Source organism: Methylophilus sp. Leaf416 (assembly GCF_001424665.1).
Taxonomy (GTDB): domain Bacteria; phylum Pseudomonadota; class Gammaproteobacteria; order Burkholderiales; family Methylophilaceae; genus Methylophilus.
On sequence record NZ_LMQS01000004.1, the window covers coordinates 135,287 to 159,412 of the forward strand.

Consider the following 24,126-nt stretch of genomic DNA (forward strand, 5'->3'; position numbering starts at 1 on the left):
CCGCCGATCTGCACTGGCGGGTGTTTAGTGAATGCAAACGGTTGGTCACAACCATTCATTCAGCGCTAGCTGTTGTCTGATAAAGTCTTCCGGGGACGCAGGCTCTAAACCAGTCAATCGCTTGAAATCTGCCGTTTGAATATCCATCGCCCCCTGCAACAGGGCTTGATCGATCTCTACCAGCAATTTTGCTACCGCATGTGGCAAGCCAGCCTTGCCGTACTGTTCAAGCTTTTGCTCCCCAGTGATCGCCTGATAGGTAACCGGTTTATTCAACAACGAACCGAGCCTGCTGGCAAACGTCCGCAAATGGATGGTTTGCCCGGTCAACGTGAAAGTCATGTCCTTGCTTTCAGTAATCAAGGCTTGTGCCGCCGCTTTGGCGCAATCTTCACGTGCGATATAGGCGATGGCGGCGTTACCAGAGACTGAAGAAACCGTACCCGCTTCGATTGCCTCTCTGATCAGGGGCAGAAGCATGTCGTAGTAAAACGCATTTCGCAAAATCGTATAGCGCATCGTACTTTGTTGTATCAGTGCTTCAGTAGCTAAATGATCCCTGGCAGGCGGCATCGGCAAGCCATGCAATGGTTGCATGAAGGAGGTATAGACCACATGCTCTATGCCAGCATGCCTGGCGGCGTCAATAGCATGGCGATGCTGCTCTACGCGCTTGCCCGTGCCATCCAGCAGATTGGTACTAATAAGCAGCATGCGTTTGGCACTACGAAATGCACTGGCAAGCTCAGCCGGTTCATCAAAATTCGCCTGGCGGATTTCCACACCAGGTTGTTGATACATCGCCAGCTTCTTAGGGGTACGCGTTGTGAGAATCAACGGTCGCTGCTGATGAATTTTTTGCTTTAGAAGTGTTTGCACTACAGTTTGGCCCAGACGGCCAGAAGCTCCTGAAATCAGGAGAGGTGAGTGAATCATATGGTTTCCTGTCAATAGATGACGCGCCAATCGAAGCTGGACTGGCTGGCGTCAAATGTAATGGGAGCGATGCACAACTACATCGCCAAACATTTAAATCAAGCAGGAAAATACAATCAACATGGCTGAATTATGCAATTGAAACGGGCGAGACACAATACCATCCTGTCTAGCCTCCCCTTTTGCTGGCGCTTGTTTAACCATGTCTGCGCCACCATGCTAAACTCGACCCATTACAAAACCAACCTTCCACCATGATTCAATACAACCCAAAAGACTGGATTATTTTCATCTTCCGCTTTCATGAGTCAGACACCTTCCGGCGCCTGTTTCCCATGATGGTGTTTATCGGTATTTACGCCGCCGGGATTGCCTACCTTGAATTGCAATATTTGAAGTTATCCGACAGCAGCCATGTTAAAAACCTGTCGTTAATCCACACCACCGTTGGGTTTGTATTGTCCTTATTACTGGCTTACAGAACCAACACCGCTTATGACCGCTGGTGGGAAGGCAGGAAGTTGTGGGGGGCATTGGTGAATAATAGCCGCAACCTGGCGATCAAGCTTTCGGCTTATTTATCCGATGAATCAGACCGCGATTTTTTCAGGAAAATCATCCCGACTTATGCCTCGGTGCTTTCTCAGCATTTGATGAATGAAGAAGTGAGCAAAATGCTGTTTGAAGGGCTGGATCTGGAAATCGATCACCACGAACATCACCCAAACCAGATTGCACAACATCTATTCCAAAAAGCCAATGAACTGTATACCACCGGAAAAATCAGCGGGCACCAGTTCTATCTCATTAACGCCGAGCTGCAATCTTTTACCGATATCTGTGGTGCGTGCGAACGCATTAAAAATACGCCTATCCCGTACTCTTATAGCGCTTTTATCAAGAAATTCATCTTCTTTTATGTGATGACTTTGCCGTTTGGGTTTGTGTTCAACCTGGGTTATTACGTGGTGCCGGTAGTTGTGTTCATTTTCTATGTACTCGCCAGCCTGGAACTTATTGCCGAAGAGATCGAAGACCCGTTTGGCAGTGATGCAAATGACCTGCCCACCGCAAAAATCGCTTCCAATATCCAGAAACACGTAGAAGAATTATTGTAAAAATAACTACAAAAAAAAGCCGCATCTAGCGGCTTTATTCTATTCATACTATTCATAGTTCCAGATTAGGTCTACCCTGGAGCTCTTGCCTGAATTCGTCTCTTATTTCTGGAACATGGGTGAGTTTTTCCGAAGTGTAGTTACTGAAGGCATCGCCAGCTAAATATTCATTGTCAGTATAGCCGGATGCTTCTTCATTCATGCTAACAAGGTTGATTGCCATCTCGCTCTCCTTATCAAGTAGATGGCTAGATCATAGATGTTAGCGCCTCGCAGGATTATCAGAAAATTGCTGATTTTTTTGTCAGTGTCAGGCTGACCATCACCCAGGCTTTGGGATGGCTAATGCAAATATTTGTTCAACCTGCGTAAATACTCATGTTTTGAATACGATGTCTTCACCCAGCAGGATTTATTCATAAACACCCCGAAGAAAGTCATTACCTTGGAGTTCAGTTTTTACGGATTCACAGAAGAAGGGTCCGCGTGAACGGATTGCGTCGCCGTGCGTTGCTCGCAATCGCTCCACCACTACTACAAAATCCTGAGGAACGATCTCACTTCGTAATGCTATAACGCCCACTACCCTGCGTCACAATCGTGAACAGCATCAGCCCCAGCATCAGCGGCACTTTAAAGCCCAGGCCTGCCTCGGTATCGATCTGGTTCCAGCCAGACCAGCCCAAATCAAAATGCACGGTGTAGATCGCGACATAGGTGATAAACAGCAAGCCCAGCGCAGCCAAACGGCCATACAATCCGACCAGCAATGCCAGGCCAAATACAATTTCCCCCGTGCCGGCCATCACCCAGTTCAAGTCCGCGCCAAGCAGCCCTAGCGGGAAAGGAAATTGCAGTCCACTAAACCATTCCGGCGCTTGAATACCACCGCTTAACTTGGTGTAACCGGCCACCAGAAACTCCTGGCCAGCAAAGATCCTGAGTGCCAGCAAGCCAAGGTCACGAATCGCTGCTATCAGCTTCGCGTGCAATAAATGCAAGGAATTCATCTTTTAAATCTCCATAAAAATGTGAGGCCCAGGCTGACTGGCGTACAAATGCCTGTATTAATTCTTTCCAGGCCGATTCACCCATCTGCTGCCGGATTTCAGGGAAATGCGCTTCCACCATCTGGCTGGCGCCCAGGTAAACCAAGTAGCGATAGGCGCGCATGCCGGGTTCTGCATAGCCGGCTGGCACCACATCGGTTGTGCCCCTTATATAGCTGTAGAAGTCTTCAGGCATGCGAGCTCTTGGTTGATGTGAGTAATTGAAGGGATATCGTTATCCCATTCCAGTAGCACGGGGATCTGGTATTGCTGGTGCAAAGCCATCGCCACTTCGCGTGTGCCGGCCTCCACACCCTGGCTATGCGTATCAATATACAGCCCGAAGCGCTCATCAAACTCGTGGCCAGCCACATGCATATAAGTCACGCGCTGCATATCGAGTTGCGAAACAAAGTCATGCACGCCTAACAGCTGATGGTTTTTGTGGTTCACCGCAATATTGTTGATATCCAGCAATATGTTGCAATCGGCACGTTCCACCACCTGCATCAGGAACTCAGCTTCGCTCATTTCCGCAAGGTTGGTGTAATAAGTGGTGTTTTCGACCGCGATCCTCATTCCCAGTACATCCTGCACCTGCTTGATACGGTCACTAATACGGATGACTTCACTGTTTGTAAACGGGATAGGAAACAGGTCGTACAGTTGATGCGCATCGCCACTGGCAGCCAGGTGGTCAGAATAATGTTCAATATCAAGATCCTGCATAAGCTCGCGCACCGACTTCAAAAATGCGTGCTGGACAGGCGCTTGCCCACCCAGGCTGAGGGACACACCATGTAGCTGGATCGGGCGACCCGACGCTAATAGCTGATGCAGTGGGGTTCTGTCGCGTCGAATCCAGTTCTCGGGGGCGACTTCAAAAAAGTCAGCCGCCACCGTCGACATTTCCCACTCTGCCATTTCTTGTCGGTAACCCAGCCCAGCCATGGTGATAACCCTTATTTCAGTAATCACGCTTATTGCGTGATCATTATTTCTTGGAACAACTAGATTCTTTTTTAGAGCATGAAGACTCTTTGTCTTTGTGCTCGCCTGCGTCTTTTTTGGAACATGAAGATTCTGCTTTTTTGTCTGAAGACATCTCTTTTTTACTACATGTGCCAGCACTGCATTTTTTTTCTGGCGGGCTGCCTGCGAATGCACTGGTGGCAATAATGGTGGTGGCTAATGCAGCTAACTGTTTGATATTCATGTTAAGTCTCCAATTAAGTTGATAAGCATTGTTTGAATGAAACAGTCATTTTTCACAATGTTCACTTGCTAATACGGGGCCATTAGCAATATGGTTACACTACGTGATAAAAATTTATTTATTCATGTCTGTGTAACCTTTTTCTCAATAAAGCGAATTAATAACCAATGATAGAAGAAGAATTGCGGCAGTTGATGTTAATGGCGTTAGACGGGCATGCAGCGTCTTACCAGCTTTTGCTCCAGCAAACCAGCGGCTTGATAAGAGCCTACCTCAGGCGCAGGCTGGTACGCGTGCCCGATGAGGTAGAGGACCTGGTGCAGGAGACATTGCTCGCCATTCACACCAAACGCCATACCTATCGCCGTGAAGAACCTTTTACGCCGTGGCTGTATGCCGTGGCGCGCTACAAAATGATCGACTGTTTGCGTCGACGCTCGCAGCACGAGGCATTGAACGACCCGTTTGATGATGAAGTTGAATGGCTTGCCATCAGCGATCACGATGCGAATGACTCAAAAAAGGATTTAGACAAGTTGCTAGAAACATTACCAGAAAACCAGCGTTTATCCATACAGCACACCAAGCTTGATGGTCTGTCCGTCGCAGAGACTGCGGCAATCACTGGTATGTCAGTGTCGGCGATCAAAGTGAGTGTGCACCGTGGCATGAAGACGCTGGCAAAAATGTGGAAGGAACAAGCATGAAAACCGATGAATTAATCACAATGCTCGCCACCGGGGTTGAACCTGTACAACCACACGTGCCTGAAAAACTCATCAGCAAAGCCTTGCTGACAGGCGTAGCCATCTCCTTCATATTGTTACTCACCTTCTATGGCATACGCCCTGATATTAAAGAGGTCAGCAGCACTTTCCCTTTCTGGATGAAAGTAGGTGTCCCGTTCGCCAATGTCGTGCTAGGGCTGGTATTTATTTTCGCGCTGGCACATCCTGGCAAACTTCCGAAGATAAATTATTGGGTGTTGCTTATCCCGATAGCGGCATTATGGACATGGGCAATCTGGACCTGGGTCAACGCCGACCCCAGCCAGCATTCAGAAATGCTATGGGGTAAAACCTGGCGCGTATGCATCAAGAATATTGCGTTTTTAGCAGTGCCGACCGCAGTTGCCACCCTTTTCGCTTTACGCAACCTGGCGCCCACACAACCCATGTTGAGCGGAGCGATTGCCGGCTGGTTAGCGGGTGGCGTCGGTGCAAGCGTCTACGCCCTGCACTGCCCTGAAATGGCCGCCCCATTCCTGGCGGTCTGGTATGTGCTTGGCATGCTGGTGCCCACTGCGATCATGGCCTGGGTAGGCAATCGCAGTTTACGCTGGTAAAAACCTGCCCGCTAAAAAAGCGACTTCAAGAATCCGCACCAGGCATCCCTCGAAATGAGATGCACTGGTGACGGCAATCTTCATGGCAGAGCAGTCACTCCTGACTGGGATTTATCTGACAATTCAATCAGCGCAACGCTGATTACCGCACTGTTCAAATCCCTTTAATGTATATCCTATCCTGCTGATATATTCATTGCATCCCCGCATTCAACGGTGCAATGTTGATCTGTAAAAATGCTATCGTTTCTAAGTGGTTACGCATTTGCTATCCATAGTCCGCAACACGCATTACACTGCTAGTGACTCCAATAAACAACGCGACTTAACTATAAACTTAGGACGAAGATGACCTATCCCCTGTGGTACTTACTCATCGGACTTCTAATGTTAAGCAGGGGCTTAAGCAAAACCTCCTTACAGAAGTTTCCCATTACACCAGCCATAGTCTATCTCGCCATTGGCTTCCTGCTCGGGCCCTCCGTATTACACCTGTTTTATTTTGACCCCATCAAGCAATCCGCCTTGCTGGAAGTGCTGACGGAAATAGCAGTCCTCATCTCCTTATTTTCAGCCGGGGTGAAGATGCCCGTGCCTTTCAGGTTCAGGAAGTGGCGATTGCCGTTACAGCTGGCATCGCTGTCCATGGTTATCACCATTGGGCTGATCGCTGTGTTCTCCGTGCTGGTACTTCATTTGCCGATCGGGGCCGGCGTGCTACTGGGCGCCATGCTGGCGTCTACAGACCCGGTGCTGGCAACGGATGCACAATCACGTTACCCGGGCGACCGTGATCAGCTCAGGTTCACCTTAACCTGTGAAGCCGGCATTAACGACGGCACGGCCTTTCCTTTTGTCATGCTGGGTTTAGGCTTGCTGGGTCTGCATCAGCTAGGCGATTTCGGCTGGTTATGGCTGCTCAAGGATGTCATCTGGAGCACAAGCGCCGCCGTGGTGATAGGCATCGCCGGAGGGGTGCTGACAGGCATCACTGTATGGAAGCTGAGAGGCCAGGAGCACAAGCATGATGTGCTGGATGACCTGGTCGCGCTAGGCCTGATCGCCTTGGTATATGGCCTGTGCCTACTGGTCAGTGCATGGGGATTCCTGGCAGTATTTTTTGCAGCTGTAGCCCTCAGGCATACCGAACTCAAACTTGCAAAAGACATTGGGGTAAAACCCGAACAACTGGGTGCCGGGGTGGAAGAGCCCACTACTGAACTGGACGACACTCACGTCCCCGCGATTGTCAGTGCAGAAGCCCTGGTGTTCAAGGAGCATCTGGAAAGACTATCGGAGCTGATGCTGGTCCTGCTGGTGGGAGGCATGCTGTTACTTGAATTCTGGAACTGGCGCACCATCAGCCTGGCTATGTTTATTTTCGTGATCGCTCGCCCTGTCAGTGTATTGATCGGCTCGCTGGGCACCCATACCCCTTGGCGGATCCAGGGCACCGTGGGATGGTTTGGCGTACGCGGGATAGGGTCTATTTTTTACCTGATGTATGCGCTGCAGCATGGTCTGCAGCCTCCCCTCGCCAGGGATTTAACCCAACTGACACTGATTGTAGTGGCGCTCTCCATCCTGGTGCACGGCATCAGTGTCAAACCTGTATTTGGGATCATGAAAAAAGACGCTTAATCAGCCTGTGCTAAACAAGCGCTGCAGTAAAGCGCACAAACAAAAAGACCCGGAACCTGCGCTCCGGGTCTTTGATCTTGGCTTGCTGGAATCACTGAAATCAGTGATTCATTAATGCGTGGGCGATTCAGTCCAGTCTTCCATGGCTTCTTCACCAGGGCGGTCGACCACCACCTTGCCATTTTCAATGCCGGTTACCCAGCTGGTGGGAATGTAATGGTGCTGGCCACGCTCATCTTTTTTAAGCTTGATGGAATCAGTCCCCTCCATATGGTCCACGGTAGCAAACTGGCCGCCTTGCGAACAGACAACTGGCATTTCTGGAACAATCTGGCTCGTATTCATCGCTTTCTCCTTTGATCATCCGGGCATACATGCCCGGAAAAGTTAATGAACAGCTGCTTCAGTCTCAAAGACTTCACGCAATTGCTTCACTAAATCACGGTTGCGTTTCAAACCATCCATCTGGCGTAACACAATCGCCCGGATATCACCGGGCAGATCCATTTCCAGCACCCCACGGTACGATGCCAGGGCGGCATCTTCACCACGCTCGGTTTCATTGAGCACAGTCAGCGTATCCTGTGTGGTCAGCGCGGTCTTAAACTCCATCCAGCGCCGGTGTAAGGTGCCGCCAATCGATGTCGAGTCGGCAGGTTCGCCGCCTAATGAGCGCACCAGATCCTGTAATTCACGCACACTCACACCCACATCTTTTGAACGACGCAAGAAAAAATCCTTCAGACGTTCATCCTTAACGTGCTCGGCAGCACTGCGGAACCCTTCTTCACCGTCCCTGGATGTTTCGATCAATTCATTCAATATGGCAATCACATCATTGTTATCAATCATTTTCCTGTCTCCTGAATAGATTTAAACAATTTGAGGTTAAAGTATGGCCGTGGCCGTAAAACCTCTCCATCAGCGTTTACTTAATACAATGTAGGAATTCTCTACTGCCTGATATGTCACAGACTCTGCAGGGCCTGACATCATCATATTGGCATCACAATAAAGATAACCACAAAGGAATTAAACAATGGAACCGACACAACATACCCTCAACAATCTTTTCGCCCAGCTCGGTTTACCCGCCAGCGATCAGGAGATCGAAACCTTTATCCAAACCCATAGCCATTTGGCAGGCTATCTCACACTGGCTGAAGCGCCTTACTGGACACCGGCACAAGCCGCATTTTTGCGCGAAGAGATTTTGAAAGATGCCGACTGGGCAGAAGTGATAGACCAGTTGAATGCCAGGTTGCACAAGAAATAAAAAACTATGCCTGCGAGTGACCTACCAGCTCAAGAAATTGTCTGAATATGAAAGGCATCATGCTCGATAATCATTATTGCAGCGGTATTGAATGAACTAATCAGGTGGAACACCGAACAAAGTAGAGTCTTCAGCCAGGCGTAGCCATTATGCTTGCCCGTCCTCGCTGCCCGGGCGCCCGCTTTATGGCGCTTTAACTTGAAAACGTATACTTAAAGTATTCTTAAAAAAAGTATATTTCTGAAACGCATTTATTGGCGCTACCAATTAACCTGATCATTACAAAAACATGAACAAGCAACCCCATCGTAGCATTCCGATACACAACAAGAATACATTCGTCACCCGTGAGGATATACGCAGTTATTTTCATGAAACTGCGGATGTCTATGAAGCATTATTTGAGGTGTTAACCAGTGACGAGGCATATTACGTCAAGCCCAATCCCTTAAGACATCCGCTTATTTTTTATTACGGTCATACCAATACTTTTCTCGTCAATAAGCTCATCCTCGCAGGCTTAATCACTCAACGTGTGAATCCGCAATTCGAGTCCATGTTTGCGGTAGGCGTGGATGAAATGGGTTGGGATGATGTCAACGAGATGAACTACACCTGGCCGACTCCGGCCGAGGTCAAAGCCTACCGTGCCAGCGTGCGTCAGGTGGTGGATGCGCTGATCAGTACGCTGCCGTTTAATCTGCCGATTGACTGGCAGAGTCCCTGGTGGCCCATCCTGATGGGCATAGAGCATGAGCGCATCCATCTGGAAACCAGCTCGGTATTGATCCGGCAACACGCATTGCAGTACGTCAAACAACATCCGGACTGGGCGCACTGTACGCTGGATGTGCCTGCGCCAACCAATAGCCTGGTAGACATTCCGGCCAGGGATATACAGCTCACCAAATCCACCGATTATTACGGCTGGGATAACGAATACGGCCAGTTCAAAGCGCATAGCCGCGCCTTTCAGGCCGCAAAATACCTGACGTCGAATGCTGAATTCTTAAGCTTTGTTGAAGCGGGTGGTTACCAGAAGGATGAATACTGGCTGGAAGAAGGCCTGGCCTGGCGCCGGTTTGCGCAGGCCGAACACCCGACATTCTGGGTAAAACACGGCGATAGCTGGAAACTGCGGCTAATGACCGAAGAGGTCGATATGCCGTGGAGCTGGCCGGTTGAAGTTAATTACCACGAGGCAAAAGCCTACTGTCACTGGCTCTCGGCACAAACGGGCAAACCGGTACGCATGCCTACCGAGCATGAGTGGTATAGTCTCTATGAACATGCCGGTTTGTCAGATGAAAAAGTAGCAGGTAGCACAAATGCCAACCTGTTCCTCGATCATTTTGCGTCTTCCTGCCCGGTGAACCAGTTTGCACACGGCGAGTTGTTCGATGTGGTCGGCAATGTCTGGCAATGGACTGAAACGCCTATTTTCCCGTTTGACGGCTTTCAAGTGCATCCTTTGTACGATGATTTCACGACCCCGACTTTTGATGGCCGCCATAATTTGATTAAAGGTGGCTCATGGATTTCTACCGGCAACGAGGCACTGAAAAGTGCCCGTTATGCGTTCAGGCGCCATTTTTTCCAACATGCAGGATTCCGCTATATCGTGACCGATACCCCGATTGAAGAAAATGCCTCGCACTACGAGTCCGACAAACTGCTGTCGGAGTATGCCGAGTTTCATTACGGTGATAGCTATTTTGGCGTACCCAACTTTTCCAAGGCACTCAGTGATTATGCGGTACAACACTTGCAATCCAGGCCCGCCGGAAAAGCACTGGATTTAGGCTGTGCCACTGGACGCGCCACCTTCGAGTTAGCCAGGCATTTTGACCACGTCACCGGCATTGATTTTTCTGCCCGGTTTATCGGCCTGGCCCTCAAGCTGGCGCAGCAAGGGGTGTTGCGGTACACCATGATCACCGAAGGTGACCTGGTCAGTTACCAGGAACGCAACCTGGCTGCGCTGGGTTTGAATGAGGTGATAGAAAAGGTTGAGTTCTGGCAGGGGGATGCCTGTAACCTCAAGCCACAATTTACCGGCTACGATTTTATTCTTGCGGCGAACCTGATAGACAGGCTCTACAGCCCGCGTCAATTCCTGAGTGCCATTCATGAGCGCCTGAATATCGGTGGCGTGCTGATGCTCAGCTCGCCCTATACCTGGCTGGAAGAACACACGCCACGCGAGGAATGGATAGGCGGCTATAAAAAAGATGGTGAAAACGTGACTACATTAGATGGCCTGAAAGCCATACTGGGCGAGCACTTTACCCTGATGCAGCCTCCGGCTGATATCCCGTTTGTGATTCGTGAAACCAATCACAAATTCCAGCACACGCTGTCGGAAGTGACGCTATGGGAACGCATCCGTTGAGCGGGTTATTTGATCAGCCGATAGCCCGTGAAGGTACTGAGTCACTCAAGTACGATGGCAGGCCAGCCACATTTGGCACCGATGACGTGCTGCCGATGTGGGTAGCCGATATGGATTTCGCAGTGCCGGAAGCCATCAGCAAAGCGCTGCAAAACCGCGCCAGCCATCCGGTGTTTGGCTATTCAATGACGCCGGAAAGCCTGTATCAGGCACTGATGGATTGGTTGCTGAATACCCATGACTGGCAAGTGAAACGCGAGTGGATTGTGCTGACACCTGGCGTGGTGCCTTCGTTAAACCTGGTGGTAGCCGCCTTGACTGCCGAACAGGCTGGCGTGATTGTGCAGCCGCCGGTGTATTTCCCGTTTTTCTTTGCCGTCACCAATCAACATCGCCGCTTGATTGAAAACCCGCTGCGCTTAACTGACGATGGCAATCCTGCTTACCAGCTGGATTTGGCCGAGCTGGAGGAATCCGCAAAAGAGGCCGAGCTGTTGCTGCTTTGCTCGCCGCATAATCCGGTTGGCCGAGTCTGGCAAAAAGACGAACTGCTCGCGTTGCTGGAAATCGCTGAAAAACACGACCTGACCATTTTAAGCGACGAGATTCATGCCGACCTGGTATACACAGATGCGCAACATATCCCATTAAGCAAGCTGAGCCTGGACTCTGCGTCAGCCTCAGAAGCATCGCACCGCATCATCACCGCCGTTTCACCGAGCAAAACCTTTAACATCCCCGGCCTGGGGCTTTCTGCCCTGATTATTCCTAACGAGGCACATCGGCGCGCCATCCAGAAACATCTTCAACACATGGGCGTTTCCGTCACCAATCCATTTAATCTGGCCGCGTTTGAAGCCGCCTATCGTGAAGGTGGTGAATGGCGGCAAGCGTTAATCGCGTATTTGCAGGACACGCGGGATGAGGCCATCGCCTTTATCAACAAGCATCTACCTGCCATCCGCGTCATTCGCCCGCAAGCCACTTATTTGCTGTGGCTGGATTGCCGTCAGCTAACACTGGATGATGCTGCGTTAAACCGTTTTTTCATTGAAGAAGCGAAACTGGGCTTATCCCCCGGCGCCATGTTTGGCCGCGGTGGCGAAGGCTTTATGCGCATGAACATCGGCACACCGAAAGCCAATGTGATGGCGGCGCTCTCGCGCTTGCACGCAACCTTGGCAAAAAGTAGTTAAAGCTGTTCCACCACACCAGCAACCTTATCAATACTCAACACCGAGAGGCCCATATGCTGCAAATGCGATTGTTCATAGTAGGGATGCTGGTCTGTTGTATGGCGCAAGCCAACACGCTGGAAGAAGCCAAGCAAAAGCTATCGCAAAAAGATTTTGCGGCGGCGCATGCCATTTACTTGTCCCTGGCGAATCAAAACGATGCGAAGGCCTGCTACAACCTGGGCCTGATGTACCACGATGGCGACGGTGTAAAGCAGAACATGGACGAAGCCGTGAAATGGTATACAAAATCGGCTGACCTGAATTATGCAGAGGCGCAGTACATGCTGGCCTCGCTGGTGTTCCGACGTGAAATCCAGAGCATCACCTATGAAAAAGCCGCGCAGTATTACCAGCAAGCCGCAGAGCAAGGCCATGTCAAATCGCAGTTAAACCTGGGCATGCTGTATTTCCGTGACGATGTGATCCCGCAAGACCTGGCGGCATCATTCAAATGGATAAGCCTGGCTGCCGGCAACAACAATAGTGAAGCCCAGGGCTACATGGCCAATATCTATATGCAGGGCATTGGTGTAGAAAAAGATCCCGTCAAAGCTGCGATGTGGTTGATGCTGGCAACACAAAACGAAGATAAGCACCTGGTTAACCGACACAGCAAAATGCTGAATTACTCGGTCGCACAATTGACGCCTGAGCAAGTCGACTCTGCAAAACAATTGGCCGCACAGTGCAAAAACCAGCAACTCAAACACTGCTAAGCAAAATTTCCGTGAAGTTCCCCCACCGCTTTTATCATCTTCATTTAGAGAATCGCCAGCCCTATGCAGCACTCTAAAAGTGACCCCGCTCCAGCGGTTGAAAAACGCCAATCACAGGATTGGCAGGTCATAAAACATTTATTGCCTTATTTAAGGGCTTACAAGGCACGTATATTTTTTACTTTGCTGTGCCTGGTCATCGCCAAAGCTGCCAACCTGGGCGTACCTATTATGCTAAAAAAGCTGGTAGATACCATGAGCATCAACACCCCGGCAAAAGCCTTACTGGTGGTGCCGGTGAGTTTGATTGTAGGCTATGGGTTGTTGCGACTGTCAGCCTCACTATTCGCTGAGTTACGTGAGCTGATTTTCTCAAAGGTTACTGAGCAGGCTGTGAGACAGGTAGGGTTGCAAGTCTTTGACCACCTGCACGCCCTGTCACTGCGGTTTCACTTGTCGCGCCAAACGGGGGGCATGACACGCGACATTGAGCGAGGCACCCGTGGCATTCAATCGTTAATCTCCTTTTCGCTTTACAGCATTATCCCAACCTTCATCGAGCTTGCCATGGTGCTAGGCTATTTTTTCTATGCTTATGACATCTGGTTCGTGGTGGTGACGTTTATTGCGCTTTTTTGTTATATCGTTTTTACCGTGATCGTGACCGAGTGGCGCACCCATTTCAGGCGTGAAATGAATACGCTGGAATCTAAAGCCAGTCAAAGTGCAGTGGATTCATTGATTAATTATGAAACCGTGAAGTACTTTGGCAATGAGCATTTTGAATCTGCGCGTTATGGCGAGAATCTTAAAAAATATGCGCATGCTGCGATCAAATCGCAAAAATCACTGGCTTTTCTAAATGTGGGTCAACAAACCATCATCGTGATTGGCCTGGTGTTTATTTTAGCGTTGGCAAGCCAGGGCGTTGCCAGCGGCAAAATGACTATCGGCGACCTGGTGCTGGTGAATGTGCTGATGATTCAGTTATATATTCCACTGAATTTTTTAGGGGTGCTTTACCGCGAGATGAAACAATCGCTGACAGATATTGATCGCATGTTTCACCTGCTTGAAACGGGGCAGGAAATTGCCGATGCACCTGATGCACAAGCATTGAAAATTCATTCTCCGGCGTTAGGACCCCACGTCAGTTTCAAAGACGTGTGTTTTTATTATGAACCAGACCGTGGCATCCTGAACGGCGTGTCATTTGAGATACTACCTGGCCAAACCACGGCAGTGGTCGGACATAGCGGCGCGGGTAAAAGCACCCTTTCACGCCTGCTATTCCGCTTTTACGATGTGCAATCGGGCGAGATTCATATTGACGGGCAAGAGATTAAAACCGTCACACAAGACAGCCTGCGCAAAGCCGTAGGGATTGTGCCGCAGGATACGGTGCTGTTTAACGACACCATTGGTTTCAATATCGGCTATGGCAAGCCCGGCGCTACTCAGGCTGAAATCGAAGCGGCGGCAAAGTCCGCGCAAATCCATGACCTGATTACGCGTTTACCAAAAGGTTACAACACAGATGTGGGAGAGCGTGGGCTCAAGCTGTCAGGCGGTGAAAAACAGCGGGTGGCCATCGCAAGAACGCTGCTGAAAAACCCTGCTATGCTCATTTTCGATGAAGCGACATCAGCGCTGGATTCTGAAACCGAACGCTCCATTCAAAACGCGTTGAATGCGCTGGCCAAAAACCGGACTACCTTGATCATTGCTCATCGCCTGTCTACGATTACGCATGCCCATCAGATTTTAGTCATGGAAGATGGCCAAATCATTGAGCGCGGGACGCATACTTCATTATTGATGCTGGGTCAACGTTATGCCGAGATGTGGCGGGTACAGCATACTCAAACTGAGTCATAAAAGCATACCGCTGAACCCTCCTTCACTTTACATTTTGAGCTTGAAAACTTGATGACAGCATAGACCGTTGAACTTCGTCTCATCATGCTAGCCTACTCTCAAGGATGCAGCCCGCCAAACCATTAAGACAGGATAACCTTATGCCCGCCCAACCATTGAGTAAAACCGACCGCATGCGAGGCGCGCTATGGGGAATGTTTATTGGAGACGCATTAGCGATGCCAGTACATTGGTACTACAACATCGCTGCCCTCTGGCAAGACTTTGACCAAATCCGCGATTACCAGGCGCCAAAGTCACACCATCCAAACTCGATCATGCCGTTAGCTAACACAGCCAAAGCTGGCCGTGGCACTCAAGAAGGCGACATCGTCGGCAACGTGATTCTTAAAGGCAAAAAACAGTTTTGGGGGTTACCCAACGGCCATTATCACCAGGGCATGCAAGCAGGTGATAACACCCTGAACCTGTTATGTGCGCGTGTATTCATGCGCTCACTGATCGACACCGGCCATCACGGCCCGGCAGACTTTTTGCGTGAATACATCCGTTTTATGACCGAGCCAGACCGGCACAACGATACCTACGCTGAATCGTACCATCGTGATTTTTTTGCAAACTACGCACAAGGTGTCGCGCCAGAAAACTGTGCCGGCAAAGAAGGCCATGACACAGCCTCCATCGGTGGCCTCGTCAGTTTACCTCTGGTGATGATGGCGACTTTACGCGAGGGCGACTTGGCAGCTTCCAATCAAGCAGCGTTGACCCAGCAACGCCTGACACACCGCTCATCCGTGTTAGAAAAACACACACTGGAACTCAGCCAGTTACTGTTTCATATTTTTCATGACACAGCGCCAGAGACAGAACAGCTGGCTTGTGCGGCGGCTAATCGCCTAGGTTTTCCGGCGGCAAAAGTGCTTGCGCGCGTGCGCGCCAACCAGAGTCCGGATCGGGATATCATTGGCGGCATGCTCAGCCCTGCCTGCTATGTAGACCAATCGTTTCCCGCAGTGCTCTACCTTGCCGCACGTTACCATGATGATTTTGAAAAAGCATTGATAGCCAACACAAATGTGGGCGGTGATAACTGCCACCGCGGCGCCGTGCTTGGTGCAATACTGGGTGCCTCACTGGGTGTGGACGCCATCCCTCAACGCTGGATTCACGGACTCACTGCGTATGCTGAATTAAATGACGAGATTGAACAGTTTATTGCCCGTTTTGCATAAAAAAATGTCAGCGGGCTCAGGTAATTGAGCCTGTCGGAACAATAAAAAATAGCCCGTGCAGGGCTATTTTATTAGGGTTAAAACTTATTTAGTTCTCAGTGAATTTCTTATCTTCAGGTAATTTCCCCGGCTCAACATCCGGTGGTGTTTTCCGGTCAATGGCAGGGTTTTTCGCGATGTTACCCAAGTTATCTTTTACGTCTTCTTGCTGCTTGGTATCTTTATCTACATTCTTCACCACAGTAGATTTTTCTTCCACGCCTTCCACAGGTACCGCTGAATCAAATGCCATCATCATCTCCATTTCAAGTTATATTTTTACCAGAAGCATGACTACACTAAAGCTCTTCTGCCGGAATAAAATTTTCTGAATCCTTCAGTGGCTTCTCCACCGATTCATCATAAGGCTCTAAATCGGGATCAACCACAGTATCGTCATCGGGTTCAACCACTGTGTCTGATTCAGGGTCAGGAATCTCGTTTGGGTCACTAGCCATCTCAATCTCCTTTTTTGCCGAGTAGAAAGCTTAGTGAACAACTGACACAATATTTATCAGAGATAGGCTGATTATGTTGTCGGAGTTTTCAGCGCTTAAAATCATGTTTTACTGACTTAAACAGCCGACCGGGCATTCGCAAGATAAAATGGATGACATGAAAGTGAACTACGATTTCAACCTGCCACCAACCTATACCACCACACGGCTGCAAAACCTGAGTGTGGCCGAACAAACCCGTCTGCTGCCGCAAGTGTTTGCGCTCGCCAGAGAACAATATCCCGAATGGCCTGCCGAGCAATTAGAAAACTGGCTTGCTGCTCTAGCCGGTGGTAATGAAAATGGCACCAAAATGGCGGTCTCGGTAGTGCTCGATGAACTTGGCGAAGTAGCCGCCACCAGCGCAATGGAGCTGTATCACAACGGCACCGCCATGATCAACTACAGCCTTGCCCGGAAAAGTGCCGACAACGATTCTTTCCCTAGCTATGCTGCGCTCATTTACGCTGCCACTAAAGACATGGCGGCGGGCATCAAAGAGCTACAGGCACGCAGAGAAATCATCCACTTTGTTGGCAAAGAACATCATTTAAAAAGCCTGCGGGCGATTGCAGGTTACTATGCAGTTGGCAACGTGCCGATTGATTGCCCGACCTCACTGCTAACAGCTCAAGTGAAATATTACGAAGTGGCCTATGGCGACCCAAAAGAGGTAGAAAACCAGGACAGGATAGCTCATGCGTTTAAGCTGGCAGACCCTAAAACTGGTTATACAGAAGAGGAAGATGTTCACCTCTGGTTGATTGGTGAGTTTACCCCTAGCGACCCGAACAAGCCGCTTGCCGAGTCACTCAGGGCGCTGGCAGAAACCTACGCTAAAGAACACAGCATATTCCGAGAGAAAGATTACCGGTTAGATCCTGGCTATATTTCGCTGTATCGGCTTGCAGGTAACTTGCCATCCACAGCAACCTATCAGCAAGCAGTACTCACCTTGGCCTTTAGTGCAGGGCATAGAAAGAAATGGTCTTCTTACGAAGAGGATTTAGACAATAATTAGGATTGAAAATCTGCTACAACCATCGCGGACATTTATAGTGAACGCGAATCATTGAACGTCTTCTGCCAAAGCAAATGACAAAAAATAGCGTCTAAAATTATGATTAGCGCTGAATTAACTCATCAATAATGACACTAGTTCTACCTATAACATTTTGATCAAAACTTAAAAAGCCTAAAGGGACAGGAAAGCCTTGATTAACCATAAGTGGCGCGTGAACCAAGCACGCAACTAAAATATTTGGAATGTATAAAATCTCTAAAGAAGGGGGCAAAGATAAATGCTCATTAAATTGATTCTGGCGGGAGAAAGCATTTCCTATATTTGATCTGCGATCAAATGTTTTCGTTAAGGCAATACACTCAAAACCAGTATTTTTTTCTTCAGATAGCTCAGTTAATGTAGAGGTTGTGCTTTTAAGAATTTTCTCTTTTATTAGGTCAAGGGTGTAGGGTAATGCTTGAGTATTTCCCCAACTGACATCAGGTATCACCCAAAAAAGGGTGTTTGGACTAATTGAACTCCCTATTGACTTTAGACCATAATCTATCGCACTAGTCAAACGAGCGTTATTATCCGGAGTAAATAACGTCCCAATAAGTGGCACAGTCTGTCGATCGCTTCTTAAATCACCAACCCTTGTCCGTGCAGCCTTAAAATAACGCTCGATTGACAATCCATCCTTTCTTAGAAAATCCTCAAAGAATTCTGGAGCTAACTCAACCATTTTTTTATATGAATACGCGTCATCGGGCCTTTTCGAAACTTCCAACTCATGTATATGCTTTGAAATCGCCTCAATCACTTTTGATCTATCATCTAGTTCATGTCCCGTCTTCCAATTTGTCAAATTAGGTTCTGCAGAACTGGGACGGCCCTGACTTGACGATATTAAAATTGGGACAATTGCCGAAAATTTATTATCCGCATAAACAGCATCAACAGAATATAGCACCCCCTGTTTATCGGCCCCAACCTTCGTCCACACTATCTCAGAAAAATGCTTTTGAAAAGATTTTGGAATGTACTTGCTAGCATTTGCGTAAAACTCTACATCTTGTATTGGAAGTTCAGGTAGCTTTAAAGCAAAACGACTAAGTTTCTCAGACTCTTGTGGCGACAGTGATAAAAGATCAAATCCAACCTTTCTAGTTTTCTTTTCAACCTTTAAAATTTGAGGAGTTAAATCATTTTCTGTAAAAAGAAGTCTTCCTGTTTCTGTAAGCCATGCCCTACCATTATGTCTTGAAACATAGTCTCTACTAATTACTTCTGTCATAACGAAAGTCAGTTCTCGGTTATCAAAACCAAAAAAAGATGCTATTGCCACTTCGTCCATGCCATCTACTGAATATAAAAGCCTAAGTACAAATTCACTTGTTAAAGAGACCGCACCTTTTTCAGAAACCTTATAAGAAATACTAAACTTTCTACATGGCAGCAAAACCTCGATGAAATCTAGGACGACAGGCCGATCATCACTAATACTTCCTATATCAGTCTCAGCATTCTCTTTTTTTGAAAGAGTTAATGTTGTTCGTTTAAGCGCATTCATTTCGACTCCCCTTCGAACGTTTTATTTTGTTTACTTTTTGTTTTTTGCGCTAAATTTATATCGAGCAATCCTCTGAAACTTACTCCATCAATAACCTTTGTATCATCAGAAGCTTCATGCCTCGTAAATCCATCTACAAGCCTACCCATTGGTGAGTCTTTTAACCACCGACCATATGCACCCACAATCACCAACCGATCCATAGCACGGCTAATCGCAACATTCAACCTATTTTTCCTTGCCATAAAGCCTGGTTTAATAGTTTTCGTACCTTCTTCATGAATACCTTCTTCATTATTTCTAACTAAAGAAAGAATAATTATTGGGTTTTCCTTGCCTTGATAACTATCTACAGTATCGATCTTGATAGCTGCCCGCATAGCCTCACTTAAAAAAGCGTTCCTAAGCTTTAGTTGCAACAATTCACTTTGAGCTCGATATGTGCATATCAAACCGATAACTTTAGAAAAACTTGTTTGGCTTTCTAACCAAGACATAAACTGTTCAGATTTATCCCAACTCCTTAACAGCTCTACAATCAAATCGGCTTCTACGGGATTAGTTAGTGCTCCTTTTCGTCCTTTCGCCTCTTTCTGGAAAGCAGAACTAGAGAAATTATCTGTTTTCAGCCAAACTAGAGGTTTAATTAAAGAATCTGGTAGAACTTCTGGCGGGATTAAGGGTTCAGTTCTTCCATGTAACAACTCCTTATTGTAAAAGGCTTGGGACACAATGTTCCCTATCGCTGGAAGCATACGATATTGTGTTTTTAATGTATATCCTGCGTTGCTACCGTATTTAGAGTCAAAAACCCTTTCGAAATCACTCTTTAAAACCTCTCTCTCCGTTACACCTAGTTCTTTTGCTACACTTCTAACGACATTACTCTTAGATTGAGGCTCCAACTGAAAATGATCGCCTACCAAAACAATCCACCTTCCACACTGGAGCGGCACAGCCAACTCACCTGAATTGCAACGTGCAGCCTCGTCAACAATAACCAAATCGAACGGTGTCGAAGTCAGACCTAATGATGAGCGGCCAAGCCCAACACATGTTCCAGCCACTATTTGACGAGTGCCTGCTAGAAATGCTTCGAAAGATCTTTGCCAGCTGGATACGCTACCAATAAAATCTCGCGCTAGATTTGCTACATTGCTAAAATTTTTCACTTTATTAAGGTTCGTAAACTTCGCATTCGAAGCAAGCATCTCACTTAATAAATCCAAAAAATCATCGGTTACCTCATCGATCTCAATAGGTAAATTGCTTAAAAGTTGAGCCAATGTGCTTTGGAGACCTACAACTTTATTGTTAACTTCTGCCCCAGGTTCGTCATCCTTAAGCAAATCAAGCAAAGTCTCCACAACTGGTCGAATTACTACTTGCACAAAAATTAAGTTCTCTACCAAATCGATTGGTATATCTAAAGATTCACCGACAGTTTTCAGACGCTCCTTAAACTCCGCCCTAAATCGGTCCTTAAAAAGATTTTCAACTTTACCAACATGGTAAGGAAGTAATGAATCCGAAACATTAGACTCATGCCCAATCCTCAATATACTTGGTGTCTCGTTAGCACCTTTGAATAGCTTTAATATTGCTTCAGCAGCTCCATTGACAGCTTCATGCGATTGACTTGCTATTAAAACGTTTTTTGCTAGACCGTTAGTTAAAGCAAAATGAACTAACGCTGCGATGAATCGAGTCTTACCAGTTCCAGGAGGCCCTTGTAATAAACTTAGAGGACGTGTTCTTGTTAATTTTACAAATGCTTCAGCTTGAGTTGAATTGAGTGAGTACTTTTCTTCTATTTCCACTCTATCTATTTCTAAATCCAAGTGAAATGGACTTTTAGCGTCTGAAGAATCAAAAATGTCTATTAAGTCAGTTAAACGGGACTGACGTGAAAGTATTCTTTCAATTGCTTCTTTGCGTCTTGCTCGGCTAGTAACTTCGAAGTGACTATCAAATCTGACTCTCTGATCCTCCTGCAGCATATTGTTCATTTCGATACCCCATCTTTGAGTATCAATCTGTAGCTGATTTGGAGTACTTAAAACAGTATCTAAGCGACCAATTTTATTCCATCGACCACTCTTCTCTTCTTTTAAGACACTCACAGTATCATCAGATGAAAAATCAAAACTATCGAGATCTAATTGGAAAGGCACTAGGTGTCTTCCAGTTTTTTTATTGAATGAGCTTGGAGCGGTTACAGTGCCCATGAGCATCAAATCGGACTCAACTTCAATAAGGCGTTTCCATAGCGTCGGAACATCGGTTGACTTTATACTATCTTGTTGAGAAACGATTTCATTAAGCACATCATCATCAGCTACAGTTTCCTGAGTTGATAAGTCATCATCAGAATCATCTTCTTCGGAAAATATACTAGAGGTTTCTTGAATTGAATTTTTTGCATTCTCTAAGGCTAAAGAAATATCTGATTGCTTGAGTAAACTCTCAATTCCCGAAAAGTTATTCCCCAGATCACTATTTATTTCAATTAATGCATTAATAGCAATAAACTCATTCTTTTGGCTAAACGATATCGCCTTTTGTCCTGAAAAAGGCACTCTTCTAGCTGAAGTTGGTACACCATACTCATTTAACTCAAATATCAACTCTTCTACTGCTCCTCGAAGCCTAAGTTGCTTACCATATTTAGCCAATCTTAGACCAATCATCCCCTCATCTGAGAAAAATGGCTTTTTTTCAATTCCTGAAATTGAAATAGATATAGTCTGATTAAAGCTCTCCGGCTCAGGATTCCGAGCAAGTTGCATTACCTCTAAGAGAGGAAGCAATGTTCCATTTTGGGGATTTTCTGTTCTTATCCGGTGAATAGCCTCACTAAATAAGTCTCTCAGACGGACTTCTATATCGCAATTAGCCAAAACCTCTTCGGCAATTTTTGTTACAGCAAAACAATCTCTTTCAAAACGACCTCCGGTTTTTGGAGCGTACGCATTTGTAATTCTTTCCCCATCTTCAGTTGGCGAAAAATCAAGTAGATCAATTAGAACTGGTTGATAATCTGGATTTGTTACTAAAATATTCTGCGGCTTTAGATCGCCATGTGCCAACTGACGCTCATGAAGTAGTATGACAATATTTATTAATCCCTCAAGAAAATCGAAAGCATTTGATTGGCTATGCCAAAAACTCTCATCTGAGATTAAACTTTCCTCTAAGTTTGAAGCATCTATATAGTCTTGTACTAAGATGATTGCATCGCCTGTCCAAATAACTTCTCTGATCGGTGAGCATCCTATTTGGTGATCAAGAATTAGACTTTCGCACTGTTGGAGAAAAACTAGAATTTTAGGTGCCTCTTTGCTTTGGTCACCCCACCCTTCACGTTTCCAAACTTTAACTAAGAAGGCTTTGTTTTCAGTTTGACTGATCCACATCGCTACAGAATTATCGTCGCGAAGCTCTTTTGTTAGTGGATACTTCTGAAACACCTTCAATTGGGAGGATAATGTTCTGAAGTGTTCTAAACCCTCAAAAATCTGCTTAGAATTTGGCTTTGATTGTAAGATAGCATTCAATTCATCTAGCATGATTCCCGCACTAGTAAATCTATTTATTGGTTCCCAATCCAGAGCTCTGGAAAACCACGGGTGCCAATCTAAAAATACACCCTCAACATCTACAGAAGCATCCCATTCTGGTGGATCATCATGATTTTTAGATTTAGGTAGTAATCCGAAAAGAAGATAATGCGCAACAGCTCCTAGTAAAAATACATCCTTTAGCATGCCACAAACGTCAAGCTCATAAAGGTCATCTGGAAGAGTGACACTAGATAAAAACTGATAGCGATACTTACCTAAAGTTTTGGTTTCTGGCAATTTTGCAGCTAAAAGGTGAGAAATTCTGGCCATTGAAGGAGCTTCCACCCATATACTATGAAGTCCAATATCCAAGTGAGGGACAGCTAGATCATGAAAAACTTTTACATGAGACAAAATCTGACGAATCAACTCTATCCGCACTCCAGGCGTAATCTCGTCGAGTTTTGTTTTTGAGATATCTGCTAGCCGATTTAATTTGCGTCGCCGATCAAACACCTCCCAATAATGAATACTTTTTTCTAGATCATCGACTCTCGGCTGAAGTATCGAAGATTCACAGTCTGGGTTTCTATCATTAAGCCACGATATTACTTTTCTTTCTCTACCAGCAATTTCATTTCTAGCATCTTCGTTTTGGAAACGTGGATCTGCATTCTCAAAGCTCCATTTACGGAGCAGTCCAAGTGCTCCACCTGCATTTTTATCAATTACATCGAACTCCCTGTATATATCTTTAGGATGTTTAAACGACGGGGAATGAGACTCTGCTTGATAGCTTCCATACTTAATAGTCGCTTCTTTAAAATTTCCAGAATTGACATTAAAAAAACTAAGAAGCCTTTCTTTCCATTCTCTTGTAATCAAACCTGGAGAATAAAATGCTGGAGCAACTCCACCAATTTGATTAATCCGAGCCTGAGTGCTTTTCAGCATTTTAATGAATGGGTCAATACTAAATACTTTATTAACTTCCGTAGGTGCGATCCCAGAACGATCTTGCGTTGCAGTAAGTACCACAAACCCTTCAACTTTTGGAACAGGAGTTGATTTTGAGTTACCCCCACTTCTTAAATATTTATCTAGCATGATCTGAAGTTCACGCGCATTTTGCAGAATCTTTTCAACTGGGGAAGATCCTGAAATTAAAACACCACCATTACTCCATGAACCGCCAACACTCTCAATTCGGCCTCTCCAATCCTTTATATCGACGGCGATTATTCTGTCTTCAATAACCAAAATAATATCGATTTCTCGGCCGCCATAGGGCAGTGCAAGCTCTAGATTTGTAAAAGCCATCCAATCCGAAGGTAATTCTGTTTGAAGCTTCCCAATACCTACTATTTCACGATTGTGTACTCCCCGCCCTTTATTATAGATTTTCAATTTCGAA

General features: G+C 46.7%; 23 protein-coding genes. 11 read left to right on the plus strand and 12 right to left on the minus strand.

The window, feature by feature from the left end; all coding sequences use genetic code 11:
• Positions 1–45 precede the first annotated feature (45 nt).
• Positions 46–936: an SDR family oxidoreductase gene (locus ASG34_RS10475; RefSeq protein ID WP_055830282.1), complete on the minus strand. Its 891-nt coding sequence runs from the start codon at positions 934–936 to the stop codon at positions 46–48.
• Between the two features lie 254 nt (positions 937–1,190).
• Between ASG34_RS10475 and ASG34_RS10480 the strand changes: the two genes are divergently transcribed.
• Positions 1,191–2,054, plus strand: coding sequence for a bestrophin family protein (locus ASG34_RS10480; protein ID WP_055830284.1), 864 nt, complete (start codon positions 1,191–1,193; stop codon positions 2,052–2,054).
• A 52-nt stretch (positions 2,055–2,106) separates the two neighbouring features.
• Here the strand turns inward: ASG34_RS10480 and ASG34_RS14015 are convergent, their stop codons facing one another.
• The 5 genes from ASG34_RS14015 to ASG34_RS10500 form a co-directional block, all read right to left on the minus strand.
• Entirely contained in the window at positions 2,107–2,277 is a 171-nt protein-coding gene (locus tag ASG34_RS14015; RefSeq protein WP_156376477.1) for a hypothetical protein, read from the minus strand.
• A gap of 334 nt (positions 2,278–2,611) precedes the next feature.
• On the minus strand, positions 2,612–3,064 hold the full coding sequence (locus tag ASG34_RS10485; RefSeq protein WP_055830286.1) for a DoxX family protein: 453 nt from the start codon (positions 3,062–3,064) through the stop codon (positions 2,612–2,614).
• Positions 3,015–3,299 (minus strand): HvfC/BufC family peptide modification chaperone, encoded by a 285-nt coding sequence (locus ASG34_RS10490; protein ID WP_055830288.1) that lies wholly within the window; start codon positions 3,297–3,299, stop codon positions 3,015–3,017. The genes ASG34_RS10485 and ASG34_RS10490 overlap by 50 nt, the downstream gene beginning before the upstream one ends.
• Positions 3,272–4,054: a DUF692 domain-containing protein gene (locus ASG34_RS10495; RefSeq protein WP_082504873.1), complete on the minus strand. Its 783-nt coding sequence runs from the start codon at positions 4,052–4,054 to the stop codon at positions 3,272–3,274. Before ASG34_RS10495 ends, ASG34_RS10490 begins: the two co-directional genes overlap by 28 nt.
• Before the next feature lie 43 nt (positions 4,055–4,097).
• Positions 4,098–4,319 carry a hypothetical protein gene (locus ASG34_RS10500; RefSeq protein WP_055830290.1) on the minus strand — a complete coding sequence of 74 codons (222 nt, stop codon included), beginning with the start codon at positions 4,317–4,319 and terminating at the stop codon, positions 4,098–4,100.
• A gap of 167 nt (positions 4,320–4,486) precedes the next feature.
• On the opposite strand from ASG34_RS10500, the gene ASG34_RS10505 reads away from it, so the two are divergent.
• The 3 genes from ASG34_RS10505 to ASG34_RS10515 all read left to right on the plus strand — a co-directional run bounded on the left by ASG34_RS10505 (position 4,487) and on the right by ASG34_RS10515 (position 7,305).
• Positions 4,487–5,026 carry a sigma-70 family RNA polymerase sigma factor gene (locus tag ASG34_RS10505; protein ID WP_055830292.1) on the plus strand — a complete coding sequence of 180 codons (540 nt, stop codon included), beginning with the start codon at positions 4,487–4,489 and terminating at the stop codon, positions 5,024–5,026.
• A complete protein-coding gene (locus tag ASG34_RS10510) occupies positions 5,023–5,664 on the plus strand; it encodes a DUF1109 domain-containing protein (RefSeq protein ID WP_055830293.1) in 642 nt (213 codons plus the stop codon). The genes ASG34_RS10505 and ASG34_RS10510 overlap by 4 nt, the downstream gene beginning before the upstream one ends.
• Positions 5,665–6,051: 387 nt before the next feature.
• The gene (locus tag ASG34_RS10515) at positions 6,052–7,305 is read left to right on the plus strand and encodes a cation:proton antiporter (RefSeq protein ID WP_088178522.1); all 1,254 of its coding nucleotides are present in this window, start codon (positions 6,052–6,054) and stop codon (positions 7,303–7,305) included.
• A 111-nt stretch (positions 7,306–7,416) separates the two neighbouring features.
• Here ASG34_RS10515 and ASG34_RS10520 read toward each other — a convergent pair whose 3' ends face one another.
• Positions 7,417–7,650, minus strand: coding sequence for a DUF2171 domain-containing protein (locus ASG34_RS10520; RefSeq protein ID WP_055830297.1), 234 nt, complete (start codon positions 7,648–7,650; stop codon positions 7,417–7,419).
• A 42-nt stretch (positions 7,651–7,692) separates the two neighbouring features.
• Positions 7,693–8,157, minus strand: a complete 465-nt coding sequence (locus tag ASG34_RS10525) for a PA2169 family four-helix-bundle protein (protein ID WP_082504874.1) — start codon at positions 8,155–8,157, stop codon at positions 7,693–7,695.
• Positions 8,158–8,344: 187 nt separating this feature from the next.
• Here ASG34_RS10525 and ASG34_RS10530 point away from each other — a divergent pair, with 187 nt between their 5' ends.
• The 6 genes from ASG34_RS10530 (at position 8,345) to ASG34_RS10555 (ending at position 16,037) form a co-directional block, all read left to right on the plus strand.
• On the plus strand, positions 8,345–8,581 hold the full coding sequence (locus tag ASG34_RS10530) for a DUF2789 domain-containing protein (RefSeq protein WP_055830299.1): 237 nt from the start codon (positions 8,345–8,347) through the stop codon (positions 8,579–8,581).
• A gap of 289 nt (positions 8,582–8,870) precedes the next feature.
• Entirely contained in the window at positions 8,871–10,973 is a 2,103-nt protein-coding gene (ovoA, locus tag ASG34_RS10535; protein WP_055830301.1) for a 5-histidylcysteine sulfoxide synthase, read from the plus strand.
• A complete protein-coding gene (locus tag ASG34_RS10540) occupies positions 10,955–12,169 on the plus strand; it encodes a MalY/PatB family protein (protein WP_055830302.1) in 1,215 nt (404 codons plus the stop codon). The genes ovoA and ASG34_RS10540 overlap by 19 nt, the downstream gene beginning before the upstream one ends.
• 98 nt (positions 12,170–12,267) lie before the next feature.
• A complete protein-coding gene (locus ASG34_RS10545) occupies positions 12,268–12,927 on the plus strand; it encodes a tetratricopeptide repeat protein (protein WP_235559773.1) in 660 nt (219 codons plus the stop codon).
• Positions 12,928–12,990: 63 nt separating this feature from the next.
• On the plus strand, positions 12,991–14,805 hold the full coding sequence (locus tag ASG34_RS10550) for an ABCB family ABC transporter ATP-binding protein/permease (RefSeq protein ID WP_055830306.1): 1,815 nt from the start codon (positions 12,991–12,993) through the stop codon (positions 14,803–14,805).
• A 140-nt stretch (positions 14,806–14,945) separates the two neighbouring features.
• Positions 14,946–16,037, plus strand: coding sequence for an ADP-ribosylglycohydrolase family protein (locus ASG34_RS10555; RefSeq protein ID WP_056301970.1), 1,092 nt, complete (start codon positions 14,946–14,948; stop codon positions 16,035–16,037).
• A gap of 88 nt (positions 16,038–16,125) precedes the next feature.
• Here the strand turns inward: ASG34_RS10555 and ASG34_RS10560 are convergent, their stop codons facing one another.
• Together ASG34_RS10560 and ASG34_RS14020 are read right to left on the minus strand one after the other, a co-directional pair.
• Positions 16,126–16,329, minus strand: a complete 204-nt coding sequence (locus ASG34_RS10560; protein ID WP_055830309.1) for a hypothetical protein — start codon at positions 16,327–16,329, stop codon at positions 16,126–16,128.
• A 46-nt stretch (positions 16,330–16,375) separates the two neighbouring features.
• Positions 16,376–16,534 carry a hypothetical protein gene (locus ASG34_RS14020; RefSeq protein WP_156376478.1) on the minus strand — a complete coding sequence of 53 codons (159 nt, stop codon included), beginning with the start codon at positions 16,532–16,534 and terminating at the stop codon, positions 16,376–16,378.
• Between the two features lie 157 nt (positions 16,535–16,691).
• On the opposite strand from ASG34_RS14020, the gene ASG34_RS10565 reads away from it, so the two are divergent.
• A complete protein-coding gene (locus tag ASG34_RS10565) occupies positions 16,692–17,594 on the plus strand; it encodes a hypothetical protein (RefSeq protein ID WP_235559774.1) in 903 nt (300 codons plus the stop codon).
• A 103-nt stretch (positions 17,595–17,697) separates the two neighbouring features.
• On the opposite strand, the gene ASG34_RS10570 is transcribed toward ASG34_RS10565, so the two are convergent.
• The gene (locus ASG34_RS10570) at positions 17,698–19,149 is read right to left on the minus strand and encodes a hypothetical protein (RefSeq protein WP_055830311.1); all 1,452 of its coding nucleotides are present in this window, start codon (positions 19,147–19,149) and stop codon (positions 17,698–17,700) included.
• Positions 19,146–24,119, minus strand: coding sequence for an AAA domain-containing protein (locus ASG34_RS10575; protein WP_055830313.1), 4,974 nt, complete (start codon positions 24,117–24,119; stop codon positions 19,146–19,148). Before ASG34_RS10575 ends, ASG34_RS10570 begins: the two co-directional genes overlap by 4 nt.
• Positions 24,120–24,126 lie beyond the last annotated feature (7 nt).

Coding starts and splice junctions, on each gene's coding strand:
- ASG34_RS14020 (WP_156376478.1), bottom strand. CDS start 16,534: ATGGCTAGTGACCCAAACGAGATTCCTGACCCTGAATCAGACACAGTG.
- ASG34_RS10495 (WP_082504873.1), bottom strand. CDS start 4,054: ATGGCTGGGCTGGGTTACCGACAAGAAATGGCAGAGTGGGAAATGTCG.
- ASG34_RS10540 (WP_055830302.1), top strand. CDS start 10,955: ATGGGAACGCATCCGTTGAGCGGGTTATTTGATCAGCCGATAGCCCGT.
- ASG34_RS10485 (WP_055830286.1), bottom strand. CDS start 3,064: ATGAATTCCTTGCATTTATTGCACGCGAAGCTGATAGCAGCGATTCGT.
- ovoA (WP_055830301.1), top strand. CDS start 8,871: ATGAACAAGCAACCCCATCGTAGCATTCCGATACACAACAAGAATACA.
- ASG34_RS10565 (WP_235559774.1), top strand. CDS start 16,692: ATGAAAGTGAACTACGATTTCAACCTGCCACCAACCTATACCACCACA.
- ASG34_RS10510 (WP_055830293.1), top strand. CDS start 5,023: ATGAAAACCGATGAATTAATCACAATGCTCGCCACCGGGGTTGAACCT.
- ASG34_RS10520 (WP_055830297.1), bottom strand. CDS start 7,650: ATGAATACGAGCCAGATTGTTCCAGAAATGCCAGTTGTCTGTTCGCAA.
- ASG34_RS10530 (WP_055830299.1), top strand. CDS start 8,345: ATGGAACCGACACAACATACCCTCAACAATCTTTTCGCCCAGCTCGGT.
- ASG34_RS10560 (WP_055830309.1), bottom strand. CDS start 16,329: ATGGCATTTGATTCAGCGGTACCTGTGGAAGGCGTGGAAGAAAAATCT.
- ASG34_RS10490 (WP_055830288.1), bottom strand. CDS start 3,299: ATGCCTGAAGACTTCTACAGCTATATAAGGGGCACAACCGATGTGGTG.
- ASG34_RS10475 (WP_055830282.1), bottom strand. CDS start 936: ATGATTCACTCACCTCTCCTGATTTCAGGAGCTTCTGGCCGTCTGGGC.
- ASG34_RS10515 (WP_088178522.1), top strand. CDS start 6,052: ATGTTAAGCAGGGGCTTAAGCAAAACCTCCTTACAGAAGTTTCCCATT.
- ASG34_RS10525 (WP_082504874.1), bottom strand. CDS start 8,157: ATGATTGATAACAATGATGTGATTGCCATATTGAATGAATTGATCGAA.
- ASG34_RS10545 (WP_235559773.1), top strand. CDS start 12,268: ATGGCGCAAGCCAACACGCTGGAAGAAGCCAAGCAAAAGCTATCGCAA.
- ASG34_RS10555 (WP_056301970.1), top strand. CDS start 14,946: ATGCCCGCCCAACCATTGAGTAAAACCGACCGCATGCGAGGCGCGCTA.
- ASG34_RS10480 (WP_055830284.1), top strand. CDS start 1,191: ATGATTCAATACAACCCAAAAGACTGGATTATTTTCATCTTCCGCTTT.
- ASG34_RS14015 (WP_156376477.1), bottom strand. CDS start 2,277: ATGGCAATCAACCTTGTTAGCATGAATGAAGAAGCATCCGGCTATACT.
- ASG34_RS10505 (WP_055830292.1), top strand. CDS start 4,487: ATGATAGAAGAAGAATTGCGGCAGTTGATGTTAATGGCGTTAGACGGG.
- ASG34_RS10570 (WP_055830311.1), bottom strand. CDS start 19,149: ATGAATGCGCTTAAACGAACAACATTAACTCTTTCAAAAAAAGAGAAT.
- ASG34_RS10500 (WP_055830290.1), bottom strand. CDS start 4,319: ATGAATATCAAACAGTTAGCTGCATTAGCCACCACCATTATTGCCACC.
- ASG34_RS10550 (WP_055830306.1), top strand. CDS start 12,991: ATGCAGCACTCTAAAAGTGACCCCGCTCCAGCGGTTGAAAAACGCCAA.